The sequence below is a fragment of the Streptomyces sp. NBC_00247 genome, assembly GCF_036188265.1.
Taxonomy (GTDB): Bacteria; Actinomycetota; Actinomycetes; order Streptomycetales; family Streptomycetaceae; genus Streptomyces.
On sequence record NZ_CP108093.1, the window covers coordinates 3,360,971 to 3,385,675 of the forward strand.

At 71.6% G+C, this 24,705-nt stretch carries 22 protein-coding genes and 1 tRNA gene; 12 read left to right on the top strand and 11 right to left on the bottom strand.

From position 1 onward, the window contains the following. Positions 1–71: 71 nt before the first annotated feature. Genes OHT52_RS14270 through pdhA form a run of 3 tightly spaced genes read right to left on the bottom strand, consistent with a single transcriptional unit; the run spans position 72 to position 3,633 of the window. Positions 72–1,418, bottom strand: coding sequence for a dihydrolipoamide acetyltransferase family protein (locus tag OHT52_RS14270; RefSeq protein ID WP_328720527.1), 1,347 nt, complete (start codon positions 1,416–1,418; stop codon positions 72–74). Next, positions 1,418–2,440: an alpha-ketoacid dehydrogenase subunit beta gene (locus OHT52_RS14275; protein WP_328720528.1), complete on the bottom strand. Its 1,023-nt coding sequence runs from the start codon at positions 2,438–2,440 to the stop codon at positions 1,418–1,420. Before OHT52_RS14275 ends, OHT52_RS14270 begins: the two co-directional genes overlap by 1 nt. Beyond that, a complete protein-coding gene (gene pdhA / locus OHT52_RS14280; RefSeq protein ID WP_328720529.1) occupies positions 2,437–3,633 on the bottom strand; it encodes a pyruvate dehydrogenase (acetyl-transferring) E1 component subunit alpha in 1,197 nt (398 codons plus the stop codon). Before pdhA ends, OHT52_RS14275 begins: the two co-directional genes overlap by 4 nt. 288 nt (positions 3,634–3,921) lie before the next feature. Here pdhA and OHT52_RS14285 point away from each other — a divergent pair, with 288 nt between their 5' ends. After that, entirely contained in the window at positions 3,922–4,434 is a 513-nt protein-coding gene (locus tag OHT52_RS14285) for an Lrp/AsnC family transcriptional regulator (protein ID WP_328720530.1), read from the top strand. A 35-nt stretch (positions 4,435–4,469) separates the two neighbouring features. Here the strand turns inward: OHT52_RS14285 and OHT52_RS14290 are convergent, their stop codons facing one another. Beyond that, a complete protein-coding gene (locus OHT52_RS14290; protein ID WP_328720531.1) occupies positions 4,470–5,099 on the bottom strand; it encodes a TetR/AcrR family transcriptional regulator in 630 nt (209 codons plus the stop codon). Between the two features lie 123 nt (positions 5,100–5,222). On the opposite strand from OHT52_RS14290, the gene paaN reads away from it, so the two are divergent. Further along, entirely contained in the window at positions 5,223–6,932 is a 1,710-nt protein-coding gene (gene paaN, locus OHT52_RS14295) for a phenylacetic acid degradation protein PaaN (RefSeq protein WP_328720532.1), read from the top strand. Positions 6,933–7,048: 116 nt separating this feature from the next. Here the strand turns inward: paaN and OHT52_RS14300 are convergent, their stop codons facing one another. From OHT52_RS14300 to OHT52_RS14310, 3 genes are read right to left on the bottom strand one after another with little or no spacing between them, the layout of a single operon-like run. Then, a complete protein-coding gene (locus OHT52_RS14300; RefSeq protein ID WP_443046578.1) occupies positions 7,049–7,762 on the bottom strand; it encodes a TrmH family RNA methyltransferase in 714 nt (237 codons plus the stop codon). Continuing rightward, complete coding sequence (locus OHT52_RS14305) at positions 7,759–9,054, bottom strand: HTTM domain-containing protein (RefSeq protein ID WP_443046579.1); 1,296 nt, start codon at positions 9,052–9,054, stop codon at positions 7,759–7,761. The genes OHT52_RS14300 and OHT52_RS14305 overlap by 4 nt, the downstream gene beginning before the upstream one ends. Then, positions 9,051–9,857 carry a DUF5819 family protein gene (locus tag OHT52_RS14310; protein ID WP_328720533.1) on the bottom strand — a complete coding sequence of 269 codons (807 nt, stop codon included), beginning with the start codon at positions 9,855–9,857 and terminating at the stop codon, positions 9,051–9,053. The genes OHT52_RS14305 and OHT52_RS14310 overlap by 4 nt, the downstream gene beginning before the upstream one ends. Before the next feature lie 339 nt (positions 9,858–10,196). On the opposite strand from OHT52_RS14310, the gene paaA reads away from it, so the two are divergent. Genes paaA through OHT52_RS14335 form a run of 5 tightly spaced genes read left to right on the top strand, consistent with a single transcriptional unit; the run spans position 10,197 to position 13,925 of the window. Then, positions 10,197–11,291 carry a 1,2-phenylacetyl-CoA epoxidase subunit PaaA gene (gene paaA / locus OHT52_RS14315; RefSeq protein WP_328723738.1) on the top strand — a complete coding sequence of 365 codons (1,095 nt, stop codon included), beginning with the start codon at positions 10,197–10,199 and terminating at the stop codon, positions 11,289–11,291. Continuing rightward, the gene (gene paaB, locus OHT52_RS14320) at positions 11,288–11,578 is read left to right on the top strand and encodes a 1,2-phenylacetyl-CoA epoxidase subunit PaaB (RefSeq protein WP_328720534.1); all 291 of its coding nucleotides are present in this window, start codon (positions 11,288–11,290) and stop codon (positions 11,576–11,578) included. Before paaA ends, paaB begins: the two co-directional genes overlap by 4 nt. A 56-nt stretch (positions 11,579–11,634) precedes the next feature. Continuing rightward, positions 11,635–12,336, top strand: coding sequence for a 1,2-phenylacetyl-CoA epoxidase subunit PaaC (gene paaC / locus OHT52_RS14325; protein ID WP_328723739.1), 702 nt, complete (start codon positions 11,635–11,637; stop codon positions 12,334–12,336). Further along, positions 12,330–12,827, top strand: a complete 498-nt coding sequence (paaD, locus tag OHT52_RS14330; protein WP_328720535.1) for a 1,2-phenylacetyl-CoA epoxidase subunit PaaD — start codon at positions 12,330–12,332, stop codon at positions 12,825–12,827. Before paaC ends, paaD begins: the two co-directional genes overlap by 7 nt. Then, positions 12,828–13,925, top strand: coding sequence for a 2Fe-2S iron-sulfur cluster-binding protein (locus OHT52_RS14335; protein ID WP_328720536.1), 1,098 nt, complete (start codon positions 12,828–12,830; stop codon positions 13,923–13,925). Positions 13,926–14,684: 759 nt separating this feature from the next. Here the strand turns inward: OHT52_RS14335 and OHT52_RS14340 are convergent. The 4 genes from OHT52_RS14340 to OHT52_RS14355 all read right to left on the bottom strand — a co-directional run bounded on the left by OHT52_RS14340 (position 14,685) and on the right by OHT52_RS14355 (position 18,378). Continuing rightward, a complete protein-coding gene (locus OHT52_RS14340) occupies positions 14,685–15,029 on the bottom strand; it encodes a rhodanese-like domain-containing protein (protein ID WP_328720537.1) in 345 nt (114 codons plus the stop codon). Positions 15,030–15,074: 45 nt separating this feature from the next. Then, the gene (locus OHT52_RS14345) at positions 15,075–16,136 is read right to left on the bottom strand and encodes a J domain-containing protein (protein WP_328720538.1); all 1,062 of its coding nucleotides are present in this window, start codon (positions 16,134–16,136) and stop codon (positions 15,075–15,077) included. Positions 16,137–16,196: 60 nt separating this feature from the next. Further along, on the bottom strand, positions 16,197–17,567 hold the full coding sequence (locus OHT52_RS14350; protein ID WP_443046793.1) for a DUF2252 domain-containing protein: 1,371 nt from the start codon (positions 17,565–17,567) through the stop codon (positions 16,197–16,199). 728 nt (positions 17,568–18,295) lie between these two features. Next, a tRNA-Leu gene (locus tag OHT52_RS14355) sits at positions 18,296–18,378 on the bottom strand. A 314-nt stretch (positions 18,379–18,692) separates the two neighbouring features. Here OHT52_RS14355 and OHT52_RS14360 point away from each other — a divergent pair. The 5 genes from OHT52_RS14360 to OHT52_RS14380 all read left to right on the top strand — a co-directional run bounded on the left by OHT52_RS14360 (position 18,693) and on the right by OHT52_RS14380 (position 24,628). After that, positions 18,693–19,589, top strand: coding sequence for a DUF3662 and FHA domain-containing protein (locus OHT52_RS14360; RefSeq protein WP_328720540.1), 897 nt, complete (start codon positions 18,693–18,695; stop codon positions 19,587–19,589). A gap of 10 nt (positions 19,590–19,599) precedes the next feature. Continuing rightward, positions 19,600–20,115, top strand: a complete 516-nt coding sequence (locus OHT52_RS14365) for an FHA domain-containing protein FhaB/FipA (protein ID WP_328720541.1) — start codon at positions 19,600–19,602, stop codon at positions 20,113–20,115. A 132-nt stretch (positions 20,116–20,247) separates the two neighbouring features. Beyond that, positions 20,248–21,732 carry a Stp1/IreP family PP2C-type Ser/Thr phosphatase gene (locus OHT52_RS14370; RefSeq protein WP_328720542.1) on the top strand — a complete coding sequence of 495 codons (1,485 nt, stop codon included), beginning with the start codon at positions 20,248–20,250 and terminating at the stop codon, positions 21,730–21,732. A gap of 23 nt (positions 21,733–21,755) precedes the next feature. Next, positions 21,756–23,177 (top strand): FtsW/RodA/SpoVE family cell cycle protein, encoded by a 1,422-nt coding sequence (locus OHT52_RS14375; RefSeq protein ID WP_328720543.1) that lies wholly within the window; start codon positions 21,756–21,758, stop codon positions 23,175–23,177. After that, positions 23,174–24,628 carry a peptidoglycan D,D-transpeptidase FtsI family protein gene (locus OHT52_RS14380; protein WP_328720544.1) on the top strand — a complete coding sequence of 485 codons (1,455 nt, stop codon included), beginning with the start codon at positions 23,174–23,176 and terminating at the stop codon, positions 24,626–24,628. The genes OHT52_RS14375 and OHT52_RS14380 overlap by 4 nt, the downstream gene beginning before the upstream one ends. Positions 24,629–24,705: the final 77 nt, after the last annotated feature.

Genomic DNA, 24,705 nt, shown 5'->3' on the forward strand with positions numbered 1-24,705 from the left:
GTATGGGCGCCCGCCCCGGAGCACGTCCCACCCGGGCGGGACGACGGGCGGGGCGGACCCGCGACCCCCGCCTACAGGGCCCGCAGCAGGACCGCCGGTTGTTCCACGCAGTCGGCGACGTACCGCAGGAAGCCGCCCGCCGTGCCGCCGTCGCAGACCCGGTGGTCGAAGGTGAGCGAGAGCTGTACCACGTGACGGACCGCCAGTTCGCCCTCGTGGACCCATGGACGGGGCACGATGCGGCCGACGCCGAGCATGGCCGCCTCGGGATGGTTGATGATCGGCGTGGAACCGTCCACCCCGAACACGCCGTAGTTGTTCAGGGTGAACGTGCCGCCCGTCAGCTCGGCCGGGGTCAGTTTCCCGTCGCGGGACAGCCCGGTGAGCCGGGCGAGCTCGGCCGCCAGGGAGTCCACGGTGCGCGCGTGCGCGTCGCGGACCACCGGCACGACGAGCCCCCGGCCGGTCTGCGCGGCGAACCCGAGGTGGACGGACGGCAGCCGTACGACCTCCCGGGCAGCGGTGTCCACGGTGGAGTTCAGCTCCGGGTACTTCGCCAGCGCGGCCACGCAGATCCGGGCCAGCAGGGCGAGGACCGACACCTTCGGACCCTCGGCCGCGTTCATCGCCGCGCGGGCCGCCATCAGCTCGGTCGCGTCGGCGTCCACCCAGCAGGTCGCGTCGGGAATCTCGGTCCGGCTGCGGGTCATCTTGTCGGCGACCGCACCCCGTACACCGCGCAACGCGATCCGTTCGCCGGCCGCCGCACCGTCCCGCGGGGGAACCGCGGCACCCTCGATGACGGCGGTGGCGTCCCGGTCGGGCGCCTTCGACGCCCGGCCGATCACCGCCTCGACGTCGCACCGCAGGATCAGCCCGTCCGGCCCCGATCCCGCCAGCTCACGGAGGTCGAGCCCGTGCTGCCGGGCGAGTCTGCGGACGAGCGGCGAGATGACCGCGACCGGAGCACCCGCCACGTCCCGACGAGCCGCGGCGCCCCCGACGACCGGGGCGGCGGGAGGGGCCGGTTCGCCGGACGGGACCGGGGACGCGGCCGGTACCGGCGCGGGGCGGACCCGCCGCCGGCGCGCCGCCGGGGCGGCCGTGCCGTACCCGACCAGTACGTTCCCCGAGGCCCCCGCCGACGCGGGCTCGTCCGCCCGCACCGGGGTCGGTGCGACCGCGACCGTCATCAGCGGGGCTCCGACCGGGAGTTCCGCCCCTTCTTCGCCGAAGCGGGCCGTCACCACACCCGCGTACGGGCACGGCACCTCCACCAGGGCCTTGGCCGTCTCGACCTCGACCACCGGCTGGTCCACGACGACGACCTCGCCGGCCTCCACCAGCCACCGCACGATCACCGCCTCGGTCAGCCCTTCGCCGAGGTCCGGCAACCTGAATTCGAGCACCGTGGGCATCAGCGCGCCGCCTCCCACTGGAGCCGGGCGACCGCGTCCAGAACCCGGTCCACCCCCGGCAGATGGTGCCGCTCCAGCATCGGCGGCGGATACGGGATGTCGAAGCCGGTGACCCGCAGCACCGGCGCCTCCAGATGGTGGAAGCACCGCTCCGTCACCCGCGCGGCGATCTCGCCCCCCGGCCCGCCGAACCCGGCGGACTCGTGGACGATCACCGCGCGCCCGGTACGCCGCACGGACGCGGCGACCGTCCCGTCGTCGAAGGGCACCAGCGACCGCAGATCGACGACCTCCAGGTCCCAGCCCTCCGCCACCGCCGCCTCGGCCGCCTCCAGGCACACCGGCAGCGACGGGCCGTAGGTGATCAGCGTCGCGCTCGTCCCCGGCCTGCGGACCACGGCCCGTCCGATGGGCCCGACCTCGGCCGGAGCCTGGGGCGACCAGTCGGACTTCGACCAGTACAGCCGCTTCGGCTCCAGGAACACCACGGGGTCGTCCGAGGCGATCGAGGCCCGCAGCAGCCCGTAGGCGTCCTCCACGGTGGCCGGGGTGACGACGTGGAGCCCCGGGGTGGCCATGTAGTACGCCTCCGAGGAGTCGCTGTGGTGCTCGACCCCGCCGATTCCGCCGCCGTACGGAATCCGCACGGTCAGGGGCATCGGAAGGGCTCCCCCGGTCCGGTTCCGCATCCGCGCCACGTGGCTGACGAGCTGCTCGAACGCCGGGTACGCGAACGCGTCGAACTGCATCTCCACCACGGGCCGCAGGCCGTACATCGCCATCCCGACCGCGGCGCCGAGAATCCCCGCCTCCGCGAGCGGGGTGTCCGTGCACCGGTCCTCGCCGAACTCCGCCGCCAGCCCGTCGGTGACCCGGAAGACTCCCCCGAGCGTGCCCACGTCCTCGCCGAGCACGTGCACCGAGGGGTCCTCCGCCATCGCGTCCCGCAGCGCCCGTCCCAGTGCCTGGGCCATCGTGGCCGGCCCCGGGCGGCCCGCCCGCGCACGGACCGCAGTGGTCATCGCCCGCCCTCCGTTTCCCGCTCGTCCTGCCCGTGGCCGTCCCGCTGCCCCTCGGCTCCCCGCTGCTCGCCCTCGGCCTCCAGCTCGGCGCGCAACCGCTCCTCCTGCTCCCGCAGCGGTCCGGTCCGCCGCGCGAAGACGTGCGCGAACAGATCCGCCGGGTCGAGCACCGGATCGGCGTTCATCCGCTCCCGCAGAGCTGCCGCCATCCGCTCCGCCTCCTGGCGCACCGCGCCCACGGCCGCTTCGTCGAGCAGGCCGCGCCCGGTCAGCTCACGCTCCATGAGCAGCACCGGATCGTGGTCCCGCCAGGAGGCCACCTCGTCCTCGGAGCGGTAGCGGGTCGCGTCGTCGGCGTTGGTGTGGGCGTCCATGCGGTAGGTGACCGCCTCCACCAGCGTCGGCCCGCCGCCGCCGCGGGCGCGCGCCACCGCCCCGGCCAGCACCTCGTGGACCGCCACGGCGTCGTTGCCGTCCACCAGCCTCCCGGGCATGCCGTACCCGACCGCCTTGTGGGCGAGCGACGGTGCCGCCGTCTGCTTGGCCAGCGGCACCGAGATGGCGAAGCCGTTGTTCTGCACGAGGAAGACGACCGGTGCCCGCCACACGGCGGCGAAGTTCAGCGCCTCGTGGAAGTCGCCCTCGCTGGTCCCGCCGTCCCCGACCATCGCCAGCGCCACCACGTCGTCGCCCTTGAGCCGCGCCGCGTGCGCCAGGCCGACCGCGTGCGGCAGCTGTGTGGCCAGCGGGGTGCAGAGCGGCGCGATCCGGTGCTCGCGGGGGTCGTAGCCGGTGTGCCGGTCGCCCCGCAACAGCGTCAGCGCGTCGACGGGGTCGAGCCCCCGGGCCACGGCGGCGAGCGTGTCCCGGTAGCTCGGGAAGAGCCAGTCCCGCTCCTCCAGCACCAGTGCGGCGGCCACCTGGCAGGCCTCCTGGCCCGTACTGGACGGATAGACGGCGAGGCGCCCCTGCTTGGTGAGCGCCGTGGCCTGCGCGTTGTACCGGCGTCCCCGCACCAGCTCGGTGTAAAGGCGCGACAGCAGCCGCGGATCGACCCCGGCCACGGCGTCCGTGCCGAGCACCCGGTACGGCTCCGGGTCCGGGAGCAGCGGCGCGGGATCGGTGAGCGGCTTCCAGGCCGGGGGCGGCACGGGCCGGTAGCCGGCCGCACCGGGCAGCTCTTGGACCGTCATGGGAGGCACCTCCTGGCAACAGGGGCCGGCACACGGGAACACCCGGATACGGAGCCCGAGAAGAACGGAATCCCGCCGGGCCCGGGTCGTGCCCTACGTCGGGGTCTACGTGGGAGTGGGAGCGGACGCACGCGGACGTCGCCCGAGGCGGGCCCGGGTGACGTGTCTCACCTACCGATTGTTCGGTCGTGGGCGCATTTTGGCTACAGCCACCCTCGCCCTGTGGACAATCGGTCGCGCACGGCCTGGGATGGAGGCAGCTCGTCCACAACAGGGAGGCGCGGGGGCATGTCAGCTGAACGAATGGCCGAGGGGGCCGGGCAGACACCACCGGCCCGCCCGCTGGACGCCGTCGACCGGGACATCCTGCGCATCCTCCGTACCAACGGCCGGGCTTCGATACGGGCCGTCGCCGAGGAGGTGCACGTGTCGCGCGCCAACGCCTACGCCCGCATCAACCGGCTGGTGGAGGACGGGGTCATCCGGGGGTTCAGCGCCCGGATCGACCACGAGCGGGCCGGGCAGGGAGCGTCCGCCTACATCACGCTCAAGATCGTGCAGAACTCCTGGCGGACCGTGCGCGAGCAGCTCAGGGCGCTCCCGGGAGCCAGCCACATCGCGTTGGTCAGCGGCGATTTCGATGTGCTGCTGCTGGTCCACACGCCCGACAACCGCGCCCTGCGCGAGCTCGTCCTCACGCGCATTCAAGCCATCGACGAGGTGCTCTCCACCCGCACCCTGCTGGTGTTCGAGGAGACGGAGCTGGGCCACGGTCCGGACCGCCCCACCGACCTCACCTGAACCACCCGTACCGGCTCGGTGAGGCCCGCGTCCCGTCACCGGCCGACGGAACGCATCCCTTCGAAGGCCAGCCGCACGACGGTCCCCGGCAGATCGTCCGCCGCGGGAGCCACCTCCGGGCCGCCACCCGTACCGCCGGCACCCTCTTCGGGCTGCGGGCGGTACCACTCGACCAGCGAGTTCACCATGCCGAACAGCAGCCGCGTGGCCAGCCGTATGTCCACGTCGGCCCTCAGGTCCCCGTCCGCGACGGCCGCCTTCAGCAGGGCCGACACCCGCTGGTCGAACTCGCGGCGCCGCTCCAGCGCCCAGCGCTCGGTCTTGGTGTTGCCCCGCACCCGCAGCAGCAGGGTGACGTAGGGCAGCTCGGCCATCAGCACCTCGACCGTGCGGCGCGTGACGTACTCGACCCGCTCGACCGCGCGCCCCCGGACCGCGCCCGGCTCGTCGAGAATCCGGAAGAGCCCGTCGATCGCCCGGCTCACCGCACGGCGCAGAAGCTCTTCCTTGCCCGCCACATGGTGGTAGATCGACGACTTCGAGATGCCCGCCGCCCGGGAGAGGTGCTCCATGGACGTGCCGTCGTATCCGCGCTCGTTGAAGACCCGCACGGCGACGGCCAGCAGAGTCTCCGGGGTGTACGTGTCCCGCTTGGCCGTGGTCATGAACGCGATCCTCCCCCATGAGCCGTCCACAGGTCGTCCGGGCCCCCTTGTACCGACCGATCGTTCGGTTACTCTGACTCCGTCAGCACGTCCCCGCCCGGCTCGATGAGGAGTTGGTCCGCCATGGCCGCCGCGCTCTCCCTCCAGAAGCTGTCCGAGACCCACCGGCCCACGCTCGACCAGGCCCTCGACGCCCTCTCGACCCGCGCCTACTGGTCGCCCCACCCGGAGCACCCCAAGGCCTACGGCGAGAGCGGGGCGCCCGGCAGCCTCGGAGCGGCCGAGGGCAAGGCGGCGTTCGACGCCCTGCTGCACACCCGGTTCGACCTCGGCCAGCCCGGCACGGACGGCTGGACGGGCGCCGAGGTCTCCCCGTACGGCCCCGAGCTGGGTATCGAGTACCCGCACGCCGACCCCGACGTCCTGCTGCCGGCGATGCGCGCAGCCACGGCGGCCTGGCGGGACGCGGGGCCCGAGGCGCGGGCACTGGTCTGCCTGGAGATCCTGGCGCGCGTGGGCGCCCGCACGCACGAGCTGGCGCAGGCCGTCATGCACACCAGCGGACAGGCCTTCCTGATGGCCTTCCAGGCGGGCGGCCCGCACGCCCAGGACCGTGGTCTGGAAGCGGTGGCGTACGCGTACCAGGAGCAGCTGCGCACCCCCGCCGCGGCCGACTGGTCCAAGCCGCAGGGCAAGCGCGACCCGCTCCGGCTGCGGAAGTCGTTCACGGCGGTCGGCCGCGGTGTCTCGCTGCTGATCGGCTGCAACACCTTCCCCACCTGGAACAGCTACCCGGGCCTGTTCGCCTCGCTGGCCACCGGCAACCCCGTCCTCGTCAAGCCCCATCCGCGCGCCGTGCTGCCGCTCGCGCTCACCGTGAGGATCGCGCGGGAGGTGCTCGCCGAGACCGGGTTCGACCCCAACCTCGTCGCGCTGACCGCCGAGCGGCCCGGCGAGGGGATCGCCAAGGAGCTGGCGGTGCGCCCGGAGGTCCGGATCATCGACTACACCGGCTCCACCGCCTTCGGCGACTGGCTGGAGACCCACGCCCGCCAGGCCCAGGTGTACACGGAGAAGGCCGGGGTCAACACGGTCGTGATCGACTCCACCGACGACTACCCCGGCATGCTCGCCAACCTCGCGTTCTCGCTCTCCCTCTACAGCGGCCAGATGTGCACGACCCCGCAGAACCTCCTCGTCCCCCGCGACGGCATCAGCACCGAATCCGGCCCCCGGACGTACGACGAGGTGGTCGCCGACCTCGCGGGGGCGGTCGAAGGGCTCCTCGGCGACGACGCCCGCGCCACCGCCCTCCTCGGCGCACTGGTCAACCCGGACGTGCGGGCCCGGATCGAAGCCGCGCCCGGTCTCGGCGAGGTGGCCCTGGCCTCACGCGAGGTGCCGCACCCCGAATTCCCCGACGCGGTGGTCCGGACGCCGGTCATCGTCAAGGTCCTCGCCAAGGAGCCCGGCCCGGACGGCGGCGAACCCGTCCACCTCTCCGAGTGCTTCGGCCCGGTCTCCTTCGCGGTCGCCGTGGACACCGTCGACGACGCGGTGGAGCTGCTGCGCCGGACGATCCGGGAGAAGGGCGCGATGACGGTCGGCGCGTACACCATCTCCCCCGAGGTGGAGAGCGCCATCGAGGAGGTCTGCCTGGAGGAGTCGGCCCAGCTCTCGCTGAACCTCACCGGCGGGGTCTACGTCAACCAGACCGCGGCCTTCTCCGACTTCCACGGCTCGGGGGGCAACCCGGCGGCGAACGCGGCCCTGTGCGACGGCGCCTTCGTGTCGGGACGCTTCCGCACCATCGAGGTCCGCCGCCAGGCCTGAGGGCCGGGCCGGGGGGCCGGGCCGGGTCCAACAGGGTCCGGCCGTGTCGGGCCGTGTCGGGCCGTGTCGGGCCGTGTCGGGCCGTGTCAGGCCGTGTCAGGCCGTGTCAGGCCGTGTCAGGCCGGGGGGCCCGACACCTCCGCGTACCGCTGCACCCACGCGTGCATCGCGACGGCGGCGGCCGCACCCGCGTTGATCGAACGCGTCGAGCCGAACTGCGCGATCGAGCAGACCATCGACGCGTGGGTCCGGGCCTCCTCCGTGAGGCCCGGACCCTCCTGACCGAAGAGCAGCACACAGCGCCTGGGCAGCACGGTCCGCTCCAGCGGCACGGCCCCGGGGAGGTTGTCGATCCCGATGATCGGCAGCCCCTCCGCCGCCGCCCAGGCGGTCAGGCCGGCCGTGTCGGGGTGGTGACGTACGTGCTGATAGCGGTCGGTGACCATCGCGCCGCGCCGGTTCCAGCGACGTCGGCCGACGATGTGGACCTCCTTCGCGAGGAAGGCGTTCGCCGTGCGGACGACCGAGCCGATGTTGAAGTCGTGGCCCCAGTTCTCCACCGCCACGTGGAAATCGTGGCGCCGCAGATCGAGGTCGGCGACGATCGCCTCGCGCGTCCAGTAGCGGTACCCGTCCACCACGTTGCGCCGGTCGCCGCCCGCCAGCAGCTCGGGGTCGTACCGCTCCCCCTCCGGCCAGGGGGACGGGTGCGGTCCGACACCGATCTCGTTCCCGAACCCGTCGTCGTACTGCGCCGGTTCCAGGGCCGGATCGGGCCCCTCGGCCACGAAGGGCACGAATTCCTCTGTACTGCCGGTCTCACTGCTCACCCGACGAGCGTATGGCCCCCGTCGCCGGGACGTGGCGGGGCCTCCCCGCCCGGCCCCGCGGCTCCCGCGCCCACGGGCTCCCGCGGACCCGGTACGCGCACCCCGCCCCCGCGGCCGAACCGGGAGAGCAGCCGGTCCCGGCCGAGGCCGACCCGGCCCCCGAACCACACGAGGAAGACCGTGGGCAGGAAGACGGCGTCCGCCGAGATCATCGCCATGGAGAAGAAGGGCAGCCCCAGCAGGACCGCGATCCCCGCGTGCTCGCCCATCATCACGACCAGCAGGACGTTCTTGACCCGCCGGTTGAAGAGCGTGAACGGGAACGCCACCTGCACGATCACCGTCGCGTACGTCACCACCATCACCATGAGCGAGCTGGCCGCGATCACGTTCGAGAGCTCGGGCCACGGGGTGAAGTAGTCCAGCTTGAGGGGGTAGTACAGCGCGGTGCCGTCCTGCCAGCGCGATCCCTGGATCTTGTACCAGCCGGCGGTGGCGTAGATCAGACAGACCTCGGCCATGATCACCACGAGCGCGGCGTTGTGGACGATGTTGGCCACCACGTCGAGCAGCACCCGGGTTTCCCCGTCCGGCGCGTGCCGGTCCACGGCCCACCGGGCGGCGGCCCCCAGCCACAGCACCCACAGCAGGGTCGGCAACCACCAGGTGCCGCCCAGGCCGCCCTGCACATGGGCGACCAGCAGCACCGGCCCGAGCACCGCCCAGAGCGCCGGACCGACGACGTCCCGGGCCGGGCGCAGCCCTTGGGCCCGGCGCGCCGCGTTCCGTGCGGCCCGCCGCGCGTCGAGGGACCACACCTGGGCGCAGCGGGTCAGAACGAGGTAGACCGCCATCAGATGGACGACGTTGTCACCGCCGTCGCCCATGAAGACGTTGCGGTTCTGGATCGACAGGACCCCGACCATGAACAGGACGGACATCGTCCGGGTGCGCCACCCGATCATCGTGCAGAACGCCGCTACGAGGACGAGCGCGTAGACCACCTCGAACCACACGGAACCGTCCGACCACATCAGGACGGTGAAGGCGCCGTTCTCGGATATCAGCCGGTGCGCCAGGTCCCACGCCCACGGACTGTCCGGCCCGTACAGCTCCTGCCGGTACGGCACTTCCCGCAGCAGGAACAGCAGATACGTGACGGCGAAGCCGATCCGTATCACCGCGCTCTGGTACGGACCGAGGGCGAAAGCGGTGATCCGCTGGGCGGAACGGCCGATCGGACCCGCGGGCCTGCGGGGGGCGGCGGCGTCTGCCGTGGGGACGGTGTTCACCGGTGGGCCTCCTCGCCGGGCGCGGCGCCGGCCGCCGCCACGCCGCCCTCGGGCAGATCGGTGGTGGACACGGTCCACCACGCGAGCAAGCGGTACATCGGCTGCGTGCCGATCTTCTCGGTGCTCCACGAGGGCGCCTGGACCCTGCGTGCGGACGAACGCAGCTGAATGCGGTCGACGGTCCCGCCGTAGTCGTGCGCGCCCAGACGCAGCATCACGATGCGCCGCAGATAGGCCTCGGCGAGGGCTCCGCGCGACCCGGTCGAACGGTTCTTGTCGTCATGGCTGTTGACGTAGAAGTCCCAGGCCCGGCGCAGCTCGTTCTGGTGCGCGTGGCTGGGCAGCGGGTTGTGCAGGATCGCCTCGCCGTCCTCCGCGCTGAGACTCATCCAGCGGGTGGTGCGGCGGTCCCCGTCCGCGTCGACGATCTCGGCCCGGACGTGCACGGAGATGTTCTGCTGGAGCGGATTGGGAGCGAAAAGCTTCCAATTCTGCTCGAACTCCGGATAGATCCAGTCGTCTATGGTCGCGCCGCCCTCTTTGGACAGGGTGTTCGAGGGAGCGACGTGCAGGAAGACCATGGCCAGGTGGACGCAGGTGACCAGGCCGACGACGACCATCACGGCCCCCGCGAGGACCCGGTACGGAGTCGACAGCCCGGCTATCCCGGCCCGCGCCGGGCCCGGCGCGGCGCCGGACAGCGTCCCGGTCCCGGTACCGGGCCCACCCGGACCGCCGGCCGCCCAGGCACCCGGTTCCTCCGCACGGGGCCCGGCGGAACCGGCACCGCCGGGCCGCTCCACGGAGCGTTCCTCGGGCCGTTCCCCGGCGGGTCGCTCTTCGGGTCGTTCACCGAGCGGTTCACCGACCGGTTCGGAGTCGGCGGGTCCACCTGCTCCCACCCCTGCCGCGGAAAGCCCGGCGCGGCCCGGTGCCGCCTCTCCGGACGACACGCCCCCGCGTTCTCCGGCCGACTCCTCGCTCTCGTCGGCCAACCGGTTCGAGCGCCCCCCGCGATCCGATTCCATCCCGCCCCGATCGTCGTCGATCATCCCTCGGTCATCCACAGGGTTGACACCCTACGGTCCACCGGCCGACCATTGAAGCCGATGAACCGAACGATCGGTCGGGACGGAGTGGTCATGGCGACAGTGGCCGCAGGACGGCAGAGAGCGGACGGCGCGGACGCCGCCGCAGCGGGGGAGGACGGCCGCGCGGCATCGTTCGAGGCCACGGTGGCCGCGGACGAGCGGATCGAGCCCCGCGACTGGATGCCGGACGCGTACCGGGACTCCCTGGTCCGCCAGATGGCCCAGCACGCGCACTCCGAGATCATCGGCATGCAGCCCGAGGCCAACTGGATCACCCGGGCCCCTTCCCTCCGCCGCAAGGCCATCCTGATGGCCAAGGTGCAGGACGAGGCGGGCCACGGCCTGTACCTCTACAGCGCGGCCGAGACGCTGGGCACCAGCCGGGCCGCGCTGCTCGACAAGCTCCACGCCGGCCGTCAGCGCTACTCCTCGATCTTCAACTACCCCACCCTGACCTGGGCGGACGTGGGCGCGATCGGCTGGCTGGTGGACGGCGCCGCCATCACCAACCAGGTGCCGCTGTGCCGCTGCTCGTACGGCCCGTACGCCCGCGCGATGGTCCGTATCTGCAAGGAGGAGTCCTTCCACCAGCGCCAGGGGTACGAACTCCTGCTGACGCTGAGCCGTGGCACACCGGCCCAGCACGCGATGGCGCAGGACGCGGTGGACCGCTGGTGGTGGCCGTCGCTGATGATGTTCGGCCCGCCGGACGACGAGTCCGCGCACTCCGCGCAGTCGATGGCCTGGAAGATCAAGCGGCACTCCAACGACGAACTCCGCCAGCGCTTCGTGGACATCTGCGTCCCGCAGGCCGAGGCTCTCGGCCTCACCCTCCCCGACCCCGGTCTCCGGTGGAACGAAGCCCGGGGCCGGCACGACTTCGGCGCCATCGACTGGACCGAGTTCCAGGAGGTGCTCCGGGGCAACGGCCCGTGCAACGACGAGCGGCTCACCCAGCGCCGTCACGCCCACGAAGAGGGCGCCTGGGTCCGTGACGCCGCGGCCGCGTACGCGGCGAAGGAGGAGCGACGCGCGCCCCGGCACCACGCGGGCCCGCACCCCCCGCCCTCCTCGGCCGGAGCGGGCCCGGCGGCACACGCACCCACCACCCCGGCCCGGAACGCGAACGCGGAGGCGACGGCATGAGCGGCTCGACCGACTGGCCCCTGTGGGAGGTGTTCGTCCGCTCCCGCCGAGGGCTCTCCCACACCCACGCGGGCAGCCTGCACGCCCCCGACGCCACCATGGCCCTGCGCAACGCGCGCGACCTCTACACCCGCCGCGCGGAGGGCGTCTCGATCTGGGTGGTGCCCTCCACCTCGATCACCGCCTCCTCCCCCGACGAGAAGGACTCCTTCTTCGAACCGGCCGCCGACAAGCCCTACCGCCACCCCACCTTCTACGAGATCCCGGAAGGAGTGCGGCACCTGTGACCGCCACCCCGCACGGCGCGACATCCGGCGTCGGCGACGCGGCGCCGCCCCGGCTCCTGGCCGGCGCCCTCGCACTGGGCGACGACGCGCTCGTGCTGTCGCACCGGCTGGGGGAGTGGGCCGGGCACGCGCCGGTGCTGGAGGAGGAGGTCGCCCTCGCCAACATCGCGCTGGACCTGCTCGGCCAGGCCCGCGTGCTCCTCTCCCTCGTCGGCGACGAGGACGAACTCGCCTACCTCCGCGAGGAACGCGCCTTCCGCAACACCCAGTTGGTCGAGCAGGAGAGCGGCGACTTCGCCCGCACCATCGCCCGCCAGCTCTACTTCTCCGTCTACCAACGCCTGCTGTACGAGCGGCTGGCGGCCGGCCGGAGCGATTTCCAGGCCCTGGCCGCGAAGGCGGTCAAGGAAGTCGCCTACCACCAGGACCACGCCGAGCAGTGGACGCTGCGCCTCGGCGACGGCACCGAGGAGAGCCACCGGCGGATGGGCGAAGGCCTCGACGGGCTCTGGAAGTTCACCGGCGAACTCCTCCAGCCCGTCGAGGGCGTGGACGTCGACTGGCAGGCCCTCGGCGACGACTGGCTCGCCACGGTCACGGACGTGGTGGAGCGGGCCACCCTCGTGCTGCCCAGCGGCCCGAGGAGCGGCGCGTGGAAGGCGGGAGCCGGCCGCCAGGGACTGCACACCGAACCCTTCGGACGGATGATCGCCGAGATGCAGCACCTCCACCGCAGCCACCCGGGGGCGTCATGGTGACCACGACCCCGCTGGAGGAAGAACTGCGCCGGATCGCCGGAGCCGTACCGGACCCGGAGCTTCCGGTGGTGACCCTCGAAGAACTCGGCGTCCTGCGCGACGTGCGGATGGACGGACCCGACCGCGTCACCGTCACCCTCACCCCGACCTACACCGGCTGCCCCGCCGTGGAAACCATGGCCCACGACATCGAAGAGGCCCTCCGGGACCACGGCATGACCGGGGTATCGGTGATCACCACGCTGGCACCGCCGTGGTCCACGGACGACATCACGGCGCAGGGCCGCCGCAAACTCGCCGCGTCCGGCATCGCACCCCCGCGCCCCTCGCGGGCTCCGGACGGGGCGGTGCCGCTCACCCTCGCCGTGCGCTGCCCGCACTGCGGCTCGACCCGTACCGAACTGCTCAGCCGGTTCTCCTCCACCGCCTGCAAGGCGCTGCGCAGATGCGACGACTGCCGCGAACCCTTCGACCATTTCAAGGAGTTGTAGATGTTCCATCCGCTCCGGGTCGGCGCCGTCGAACGCATCACGGACGACGCGGTGGCCGTGACGTTCGACGTTCCGGCCGCCCTGCGGGAAACCTTCCGCCACGTCCCGGGCCAGCACCTCAACGTCCGCTACGAAACAGCGGGCGGCGAGGAGATCCGGCGGTCCTACTCGCTCTGCTCCCCCGCCGCGGTCGCACCGGACCCGCCGGTGCTCCGGGTCGGCATCCGTCTGGTGGACGGTGGCACCTTCTCGACGTACGCGCTCAAAGAACTCGCGGTCGGCGACCGGGTGGAGGCGATGGCGCCGTCCGGCCGCTTCACGCTGGAGCCCCGGCCGGGCCTCTTCGCGGCGGTGGTCGGCGGCAGCGGCATCACCCCGGTCCTGTCGATCGCCGCGACCCTGCTCGCACGCGAACCCCTGGCCCGGTTCTGCCTCGTGCGGGGAGACCGGACGGTGGCGTCGACGATGTTCCTCGACGAGGTGGCGGACCTCAAGGACCGCTACCCGGAACGCTTCCACCTCGTCACCGCGCTCTCCCGGGAGGAACAGGCGGCGGGGCTGCCCGCCGGACGGCTCGACCAGGAGCGGCTGACTTCGCTGCTGCCCGCCCTGCTGCCGGTGACGGACGTGGCCGGGTGGTTCCTCTGCGGGCCGTACGGACTGGTGCGGGGCGCCCGACGGGCCTTGCGTGCGATGGACGTCGACCGCGGTCGTATCCACCAGGAGATCTTCCACGTGGCGGACGCCACGCCCCCGGCCACGGAGACGACGTCCCCGGACGCGACCCTCCCCGGGGGCGCCCCCGGGGTGGAGGTCCCCCCGGAGGCCACGCTGACCGCGACCCTGCACGGCCGCTCGGGCAGCTGGCCGGTCGAGAACGGCGACTCCCTCCTGGAGACGGTGCTCCGGAGGCGTGCGGACGCTCCGTACGCCTGTAAGGGCGGTGTCTGCGGCACCTGTCGTGCTTTCCTCGTCCGGGGCGAGGTACGGATGGACCGGAACTACGCCCTGGAGCCGGAGGAGACCGAGGCGGGGTTCGTCCTGGCCTGCCAGTCGCACCCGCTCACCCCCGAGGTGGCCATCGACTTCGACCGCTGACCGGCGTGGGCCGGCCCACGCCGCTTCCAGGCCTCAGGACCGGGTCCTCAGGCTCCGGGCCTCCGGCGGCGTGCCCCGACAGCCGCATGCTCCGACAGCCGCATGCCTCAGCAGCCGCGCGGACCCGGAGGTCCCTGCGACCGCCCACTGCCGTGGCGTCCCGACGACCTCGTGCTCCCGCAGCCGTACCGCACGTCCGTGGCGGAGATCCGCGACGGGGCGGCGCAGGTGACCGCCCCACCACGGCCTGCCGCCGCTCGCGCAAGCGCCCCCGGACCGGGACGCGGACCGCCCTGAACGGACACCCCGCCAAGCCCATTCCGCTCACGGCGGCAGGGTCGTGGGAGGCAGGGGGCGGCGAAGCGGCGCTGTCGGGACAGGAGTGCGCGGCCCTGCCTGGCGTACTTGTAGTGGATTCACGGGCCGGACAGCCGCGTGCGCACACGGCCGCACCCGGTCCGCGCATGTCCGAGAACCGCAGGGAACGGGACCGGCAGGGAACGGGACCGGCAGCGGGCGACGTCGCGGCGTGCGCCCCACGGCCTCCGCTCCCCCACCTCCACGGCTCAAGAGCGACCGCTCCGACCTACGGGGGCGGGGCCCGGAAAACCCCCGGCCCCCGGAAGCCTCCGAAGCACCGGACCCCCCGGACACCCGGGACGCCCCGGACACCCCAAGGACCGCGGAAACCCCGGAGATTCCAGAGACCCCAGAGACCCCACAGCCGGTCTCAGATCCCCAGGGGCCCCGCAACCACTCTCAGAGCACGAAGGGCGACGCGCCGCCGTCCGCGACCATCGGACGGCCCGCGCCGTCCCAGGCGAGCATGCCGCCGTCGATGTTCACCGCGTCGATGCCCCGCTGGACGAGGTACTGGGTCACCTGCGCGGACCGCCCGCCGACGCGGCACATCACGTGCACGCGACGGCCGTCCTCGGCCGCCTCCGTCAGCTCGCCGAAGCGCCCGACGAAGTCGCTCATCGGGATGTGCAGGGCGCTCTCGACATGACCGGCCGCCCACTCGTCGTTCTCACGGACGTCGAGCACGAAGCCGTCCGACGGCACCGCAGCGACGTCCACCGAGGGCAGCGGGGCGAAGTTCATGGGTCATGCCTTCTCTCGTACATACGGGACACCGTCTGTCGAACGCTACTGCACCAGCTCCGCGAGCTCTGCCTCCCGCCGGGACACCTCGCCCAGCAGCTGGTCGGCGATGTCCACCAGCAGCTGGTCCGGGTCGTCCGGCGCCATCCGCAGCATCGAGCCGATCGCGCTCTGCTCCAGCTCCTGCGCCAGCACCGTCAGCAGCTCCTTGCGACGGCTGAGCCACTCCAGCCGGGCGTAGAGCTCCTCGCTCTCGCTGAGCAGCACCGGTGGCAGCACCGGGTCCGCCGCCCACTCGGCGGCGAGTTCCTGGAGCAACGACACGTCGCCGCGTCCGTACGCCGCGTTGACCCGGGCGATGAACTCGTCCCGCCGCTGCCGGTCGGCCTCGTCCCGCGCCAGATCGGGGTGGGCCTTGCGAGCCAGCTCACGGTAGAGCTTGCGGGCCTCATCACTGGGCCGCACCCGCTTCGGCGGCCGCACCGACTGCTCGGTGAGCATGGCGACGGCCTCGGGGTAGAGCCCCTCCGAGTCCATCCAGCCGTGGAACAGCTCGTCCACCCCCGGCATCGGCATGACCGCGGCACGCGCCTCCCGTGCCTTGCGGGCGTCCTCCGGGTCGCCGCTCCTGGCTGCCGTGGCCTCCGCGATCAGGGCGTCCAACTCGTCCAGACGGGCGTACATCGGGCCGAGCTTCTGGTGATGCAACCGGGAGAAGTTCTCCACCTCGACCCGGAAGGTCTCCACCGCGATCTCGAACTCGATCAACGCCTGCTCGGCCGCCTGCACGGCCCTGGCGAGCCGCGCCTCCGGCCGGGCGCCGGCTTCGTCCGCACCGGAGCCCGCGTCCTCGCCCGAGGGGGCCCGGCCCTCCGTTCCCGGCGCTGTCGCGTCCACGGAGGGCGCGTCCGCGGAGAGATCGTCCGTGGACGTGCCCGTGGGCGCGTCCGCCGAGGGCGTGCCCGTGATGAGCGCGTCCCCCTCCACGGTGGGTTCGGCGTCCTGCGGCCGGTCCCCGCTCGTACTCTCCAGGTCCTGGACCTGGTCGGGGTTCTGCCGGTCATCGTCGTTCCGGGAGGTGTCCACCCCGGCGGCTTCGTCGGTCACCCGTCCAGCGTATGGCCCCGCCGGGCCCGCCGAAGACCCGGCGGAGGTCGCCGCCCGCGCTCAGACCCCCAGCTCCGCGGCTATCCGTCCGGACTTGATGGCCTTGAGCAGTTCGGAGTGGTCCGCCTCGGTCCGGTCCGCGTACGTCACCGCGAAATCGGCCACCGCCTCCTCCAACTCGTCGTTCTTCCCGCAGTACGCGGCGAGGAGACGCGGATCGGCGCTGTGCGCGTGGGCCCGCGCGAGCAGGGCACCGGTCATCCGCGCGTAGTCGTCCACCTCGGCCGGGGCCAGTGCCGCCGGATCGACGCTGCCCTTGCGGTTCCTGAACTGCCGCACCTGGTAGGGCCGGCCCTCGACCTCGGCCCAGCCGAGCAGATGGTCGCTGACGACCTGCATCCGCTTCTGCCCGAGCACCACCCGGCGGCCCTCGTGCTCCACCGCGGGCACATCGAATCCGACGGCGGGCAGATGGGGCGTCAGCGCGGACGGCCGGGCCTCCTTCACCTGGAGCACCAGCGGCTCCCTCCGGTGATCGAGCAGCAGCACCACGTACGAACGGGTCCCGACGCTGCCCGTCCCCACCACCCGGAACGCCACGTCGTGGATCGCGTGGCGGGCGAGCAGCGGTACCCGGTCCTCCGGAAGCGTCTCCAGATAGCCGCCCAGCCCCGCCGCGACGGCCGCCGCCTCCGCGTCCGGCACCCGGCGCAGCACCGGCCGGGCATCCACGAACCGGCGCCCGCCATCCTCCGACTCCTCGGTGGACCGGGCGGCGAACCGGGCGCTCGTGTTCTTCCGGGCCTTCTCGGAGACCCGCTCCAGCGTCCCCAGGAGATCCCGCGCGTCCGCGTGCGAGACGAGCGCCTCGTCCGCGATGGCGTTCCAGGCGTCGAGCGTGGAGAGCCGGGCGAGCAACCTCATCGTCCGCCGGTACGCGCCCACCGCGTCGTACGCGCCCTTGCGGCAGGTGTCCTCGTCGGCGCCGGCCACCCGGCCGACGAGCACGAAGGAGGCCGCCAGCCGCTTGAGGTCCCACTCCCAGGGGCCGAAGACCGTTTCGTCGAAGTCGTTGAGGTCGATGACGAGGTTTCCCCGGGCGTCCCCGTACAGACCGAAGTTCGCCGCGTGCGCGTCGCCGCAGAGCTGCGCGCCCACACCGGTGACGGGTGTTCCCGTGAGGTCGTGGGCCATGAGCCCCGCCGCTCCGCGCAGGAACGCGAAGGGGGTGGCCGCCATCCGCCCCACCCGTATCGGAGTCAGACCCGGCACCCGGCCCTGGTTCGACTCCTCGACCGCCCGCACCGCGTCCGGCCGCCCCGCGGGAAGGACCAGCGACGCGTGGGCGGCTCGCGGCACCCGCTCGCGCAAGGCCCGGCCCGCCGCCTTGCGCGAGGACTCCTCCGTCCGCCGTGCGAACCCCGCCACCACCGGAATGCGCGCCCCGGGCACCGGAACCCCCGGAACCGGGACCCCCGCCGCCCAACCGCCCACGGCCGCGGCCACACCGGCCAAGCCGCTCGCGGACACCCGGGCACCCGTCACGCTCGCGTCCGACGGGCCGGCCAGCCCCGACAGGCCCAGCACACCGGTCCCCGCATCGGTCCCACTCATGGAAAACCGCCTCCCCCGCCCACCAGCGGTCCTGTTCGTCCTCAACGGGCCATGACCGTACCGCCGTTCGTCCGGGGCCGTCGGCCCCTGTGGACAACTACCGCTCCAACCTGTGGACAAGTCCCTGAGCAGCCCAAAGAGCGAGTAAAGCCGTGACGGAACGAGACGTCCCAGGCGCCGGGCGGGCGGCGCGGGCACGAGCCCGGCAGAAAGACGTCGAAGCTCAAGGCAGCGCGGGGCACGCGCAGAACGACGGGCTCATGACGGACGGCATCGCGCCGGACCACATGGCGCAGAACCACATGGCGCAGAACCACACCGCACTGAACGACACCGCACGCATCAATGACCCATCGCCGCCCGCACATCGAGTGACCATGTTTCACGTGAAACAGAGCACAGCACCCGACCCCGACCGGGATCGCTCCGGCCCACCGGCAACCCCGGCCGAAGGCACCGACACAACGAAGAACCCCCGTACCGGATCTCTCCGGTACGGGGGTTCTGTCGAATCCAACTCAGTAACTGTTTCCAGCTACTCGTTGTGCGCGAGGGGGGATTTGAACCCCCACGTCCCTAAGGACACTGGCACCTGAAGCCAGCGCGTCTGCCGTTCCGCCACTCGCGCAAAGTGGTGTCCAGTTCCTCGCACCGTTTCGCGGTGCTTCTCCCTGGCGACAACGGAAGATTAGCACGCTGAGCGGGGAGGATTCACATCCGTTGTTTCGAGGACTCCGCAGCGGGAAGCGGGAACGCGGAACCATCTCCCCCACTCCCGCCGGGAGCACCTCGTGTGCGGGACACTGTCATGTGGCCACCTCTACGATCCGTGTGAGAGGGGACACTCATCCACCGGGCAGACAAGGGGAACCAGCCGTTTTCCCCGGGCGTGGATACGATCAGTAAGCAGTACAGGGACGATGACACCGGAGGAGGTGCCCCATGGGAGTCATGAAGCGTTTCGAGCAGCGTCTCGAAGGTCTGGTCAACGGCACCTTCGCCAAGGTCTTCAAGTCCGAGGTCCAGCCGGTCGAGATCGCGGGTGCGCTCCAGCGCGAGTGCGACAACAACGCGACGATCTGGAACCGCGAGCGGACAGTCGTCCCGAACGACTTCATCGTCGAACTGAGCGCTCCCGACTACGAGCGGCTCAGCCCGTACTCCGGACAGCTCGGCGACGAGCTGTCCGGGCTCGTGCGGGACTACGCGAAGCAGCAGCGCTACACCTTCATGGGGTCGATCAAGGTCCACCTGGAGAAGGCGGACGACCTGGACACGGGCCTCTACCGCGTGCGCAGCCGCACCCTCGCTTCGAGCACCTCGCAGCAGGACCCCGCCGCGCCGCAGGGCAGGCCCGACCAGCCCTACGGCGGCCGTCCCGACGCCTACGGCGCCCAGCGCCCGGCACCGGGACACCAGCCCCCCGGTGGTTACGGCTACCCCCCCGCCGCCGCTCCTCCGATGCCCGCGGCCCCGCCGCCGGGCGCCGGACGGACGGCCGGCCCCTCGAACGACCGGCGCCGCCCTCCCGTGCCCTCCGGCCCTCTGCCGGAGACGCAGGTCAGGCGCTGGATCGAGATCAACGGCACCCGCCATCAGATCTCCCGCCCGACGCTGGTGCTGGGACGCAGCACCGAAGCCGACGTGCGGATCGACGATCCCGGCGTATCGCGCCGGCACTGTGAGATCCGGACCGGAACGCCCTCGACGATCCAGGATCTCGGGTCCACCAACGGCATCGTGGTGGACGGGCAGCACACCACCCGCGCTACGCTCCGCGACGGCTCGCGGATCGTCGTGGGCAACACCACCATCGTTTACCGGCAAGCCGAAGGGTGAAGCGGGGGCAATGTCAGAGCTGACCCTGACGGTCATGCGGCTAGGTTTCCTGGCCGTTCTGTGGCTGTTCGTGATCGTGGCCGTACAGGTCATCCGCAGCGATCTGTTCGGAACGCGCGTCACCCAGCGCGGCTCACGCCGTACGGGTGCCGAGACGCGTCCGCAGCAGGCCCGCCAGCAGGCGGCCGCACCGCCGCAACAGCGCCAGCAGCCGGCGCGTCAGCGCCGCGGCGCACCGACCAAACTGGTCGTCTCCGAAGGCTCCCTCACGGGCACCACGGTCGCGCTCCAGGGCCAGACCATCACGCTGGGCCGGGCCCACGATTCGACGATCGTGCTGGACGACGACTACGCGTCCAGTCGGCATGCCAGGATCTACCCCGACCGGGACGGCCAGTGGATCGTCGAGGATCTCGGGTCCACCAACGGCACGTATCTCGACCGGACCCGTCTCACCACCCCGACGCCTGTTCCGCTGGGTGCGCCGATCCGTATCGGCAAGACCGTCATCGAGCTGCGGAAGTAGTACGACAATGAGCGAGCGGAGCGAGCGAGCCGCGGCGGTCCTGACGAAGGACGCGGCCCGGCTCCCGACCGGAGGGTGGGCAGTGTGGCTCGACAAGACCGGCTGTACCCCGAACCGACGGGCGAGGTGCGCATGAGTCTTTCCTTGCGTTTCGCCGCCGGATCGCACAAGGGCATGATCCGGGAGGGGAACGAGGACTCCGGCTACGCCGGTCCCCGGCTCCTCGCGATCGCCGACGGCATGGGCGGCCAGGCCGCCGGTGAGGTCGCCAGCTCCGAGGTGATCTCCACACTCGTCCAGCTCGACGACGACGTGCCCGGCTCCGACATCCTCACCTCGCTCGGCACCGCCGTGCAGCGGGCCAACGACCAGCTTCGCGTCATGGTCGAGGAGGACCCCCAGCTGGAGGGCATGGGCACCACGCTCACCGCCCTGCTCTGGACGGGCCAGCGCCTCGGCCTGGTGCACGTCGGTGACTCCCGCGCGTACCTGCTGCGCGACGGACTCCTCACCCAGATCACCCAGGACCACACCTGGGTGCAGCGTCTGGTGGACGAGGGCCGGATCACCGAGGAGGAGGCCACCACCCACCCGCAGCGCTCCCTGCTGATGCGGGCCCTGGGCAGCGGCGACCACGTCGAACCCGACCTCTCGATCCGCGAGGTCCGGGCCGGCGACCGCTACCTCATCTGCTCCGACGGCCTCTCCGGCGTCGTCTCGCACCAGACGATGGAAGAGACGCTCGCCAGCTACCAGGGCCCCCAGGAGACCATCCAGGAGCTCATCCAGCTCGCCCTGCGCGGCGGCGGACCGGACAACATCACCTGCATCGTCGCCGACGTCCTGGACGCCGACAGCAACGACACCCTGGCCGGTCACCTCAGCGACACCCCGGTGATCGTCGGCGCGGTCGCGGAGAACCAGGCTCAGCTCAGCGACGGCGGGGCCATGCAGACCCCGGCCGGCCGCGCGGCCGGCCTCGGACGCCCCGTGCCGCCCCCCGCCGGCGGCTTCGGTCCGCCCGGCAGCGGTTCGGACTCCGGTTACGGCGACGGCCCGCACGGTTCCTTCGACTCGTACACCGAGGACGACTTCGTCAAGCCCGGCGGACGCAGGTGGCTCAAGCGGTCGCTCTACGTCGTGCTCGCCCTGGCGGTCGTCGGCGGCGGTGTGTACGGCGGCTACCGCTGGACGCAGACGCAGTACTACGTGGGCGCGAAGAACGACAACGTCGCCCTGTTCCAGGGCATCAGCCAGGACCTCGGCTGGATCTCACTCTCGAAGGTCGAGAAGGACCACCCGGAGATCGAACTCAAGTACCTGCCGCCGTACCAGCGCAAGCAGGTCGAGGAGACGATCGCCGAGGGCAACCTCGCCGACGCCCGGGAGAAGGTCGACCAGTTGTCGCTCCAGGCGACCGCCTGCAAGAAGGACGCTCAGCGCCGAGCGGCCGAGAAGCAGGCAGCCGAGGCAGCCGCTTCCGCCGACAAGACCTCCACGACGGCCTCCGACAAGGAGACCGCCAAGGAGACGAAGCCGACCGCAGCGACCCCCACTCCCGGCCCCAGCCTCTCGGAGGAAGAGCAGAAGCTGGTCCCGCAGTGCGGTAAGCAGTAAGGCCGTAGGGGGCCCACAGCACCATGAGCGTTGTCACCAACACGACCACCATCGGCGCGATCGACGCACCGAGCCGCCGCAACACCGAACTGATCATGATGGTCTTCGCCATCGCCATCTCGGTGTTCGCGTACGCCAACGTCGGTCTCGCCATCGACGGCAAGCTGCCGTCCGGCATGCTCGGCTACGGCGCCGGGCTCGTCCTGCTCGGCGGCGTAGCCCACCTCGTGGTGCGCAAGTTCGCGCCGTACGCCGACCCGCTGCTGCTGCCGCTGGCCACCCTGCTCAACGGCCTGGGGCTGGTGCTGATCTGGCGCCTCGACCAGTCGCAGCGGCTGATCCAGGACGCGGCGCGACGGGGGTACACCTACAGCCCGGACGCACCCAAGCAGCTGCTGTACTCGGCGATCGGGGTCGCCTTCTTCGTCGCCGTGCTGATGGTGCTCAAGGACCACCGTGTCCTCCAGCGCTACACGTACATCTCCATGGTCGTCGCGCTGGTCCTGCTGATCACGCCGATCTTCTTCCCCGAGGTCAACGGCGCGAAGATCTGGATCAGCCTGGGTCCGTTCTCGATCCAGCCCGGAGAATTCGCGAAGATCTTCATCGCGATCTTCTTCTCCGGCTATCTCATGGTGAAGCGCGACGCGCTGGCCTTGGCGAGCCGGCGCTTCATGGGGATGTACCTCCCCCGCGGCCGTGACCTCGGCCCGATCCTGACGATCTGGGCGCTGTCGATCCTGATCCTGGTCTTCGAGACCGACCTCGGTACCTCACTGCTGTTCTTCGGCCTCTTCATCGTCATGCTCTACGTGGCGACCGAGCGGACCAGCTGGATCGTCTTCGGTCTGCTGATGTCCGGGGCGGGCGCGGTCGGTGTCGCGACCTTCGAGCCGCACGTCCAGCAGCGCGTGGACGCCTGGGTCGACCCGTTCAAGAATTTCGGCCAGACCGGCGCGAGCGGCGCGAGCGAGCAGATCGCCCAGTCCCTGATGTCGTTCGGTTCCGGCGGCACCCTCGGCTCCGGCCTCGGCCAGGGCCACTCGGACCTGATCATGTTCGCCGCCAACGCCGACTTCATCCTCTCCACCGTCGGCGAGGAGCTCGGCCTGGCCGGAATGATGGCGGTCCTGCTGGTCTACGGCCTGATCGTCGAGCGCGGTATCCGTACCGCCCTCGCCGCCCGCGACCCGTTCGGCAAGCTCCTGGCGGTCGGTCTCTCCGGCGCCTTCGCCATCCAGGTCTTCGTCGTCGCCGGCGGTGTGATGGGCCTCATCCCGCTCAGCGGTATGACGATGCCGTTCCTGGCGTACGGCGGTTCGTCCGTGCTCGCCAACTGGGCGCTGATCGCGATCCTCATCCGGATCAGCGACACCGCGCGCCGCCCGGCGCCCGCCCCCGCCCCCTCGCCCGACGCCGAGATGACTCAGGTGGTCCGTCCGTGAACAAGCCCCTGCGCAGGATCGCGATCTTCTGCGGGGTCCTGATCCTGGCCCTGCTGGTCCGCACGAACTACCTGCAGTACGTCCGCGCCGACGAGCTGAACTCGCGCGAGGAGAACCGTCGCGTCCGGATCGAGCGGTACGCCCACGAGCGCGGCGACATCATCGTCGACGGCAAGGCCGTCACGGGCTCGGTCGAGACGAACGGCAGCGACTTCAAGTACAAGCGGGTCTGGAAGGACGGGCCCATGTGGGCCCCCGTCACCGGCTTCTCCTCGCAGGCGTTCGACTCCACCCAGCTGGAGAACCTCGAGGACGGCATCCTCACGGGCAACGACGACCAGCTCTTCTTCAACCGCACCCTGTCGATGTTCACCGGGGAGCAGAAGAAGGGCGGCAACGTCGTCACCACCCTCAACGGCGCCGCGCAGAAGGCCGCCTTCGAGGGGCTCGGCAACCAGAAGGGCGCGGCCGTCGCCCTCGACCCGCAGACCGGCGCCATCCTGGCCCTGGCCAGCACGCCGTCCTACGACCCCTCGGTCTTCGCCGGCAACTCCGACAAGGACTCCGAAGCCCGCGCGAAGCTCCTCGCGGACAAGGACCAGCCCATGCTCAACCGGGCCCTGCGCGAGACCTACCCGCCGGGCTCGACGTTCAAGATCGTCACCGCCGCCGCCGCCCTGGAGAACGGCCTCTACGACTCCATCGACGACCCGACGGACTCCCCGCTCCCCTGGACGCTGCCCCAGACGTCACGCCCGCTCAACAACGAGGGCACCATCCCCTGCAAGAACGCCACGCTCCGGGAAGCGCTGCGGTACTCCTGCAACACCGTCTTCGGCAAGATCAGCGCCGACCTCGGCAACAAGAAGATGATCGAGGAAGCCAACAAGTTCGGCTTCAACGACGAGATCTTCACCCCGGTCCGCGCCGACAAGAGCGTCTACCCCGAGGACAACCCGTCGCAGAACGCCATGGCGGGCATCGGCCAGGCGTCCAACCGCGCCACCCCGCTCCAGATGGCCATGGTGGCCTCGACCATCGCCAACGACGGCAAGCTCATGCAGCCGTACATGGTCGCCGCGCGGCAGGCACCGAACACGGACACCATCTACACGGCCGAGCCGAAGGAGATGAGCCAGCCTCTCTCCGCCGCCAACGCCCAGAAGATCCAGCAGATGATGGAGACCGTCGTCGAGCAGGGCACGGGAACCAACGCCCAGATCGACGGCGTCACCGTCGGCGGCAAGACCGGCACGGCCGAGAACGGCGTGAACAACAGCAAGAAGCCGTACGCCTGGTTCATCTCGTACGCGAAGACGGACAAGGGCTCCCCGGTCGCCGTCGCGGTCGTGGTCGCCGACAGCAAGGCCAACCGCGACAACATCTCCGGTGGCGGCCTGGCCGCCCCGATCGCGAGGGCCATCATGAAGGCGGTCATCGACAACAAGTAGCGGGCCCCGACCCCTGACCGTCATACCGGACATCGGGATACCGGTCGGATATCGGCTGACGGGTGCGGGCCGAACGC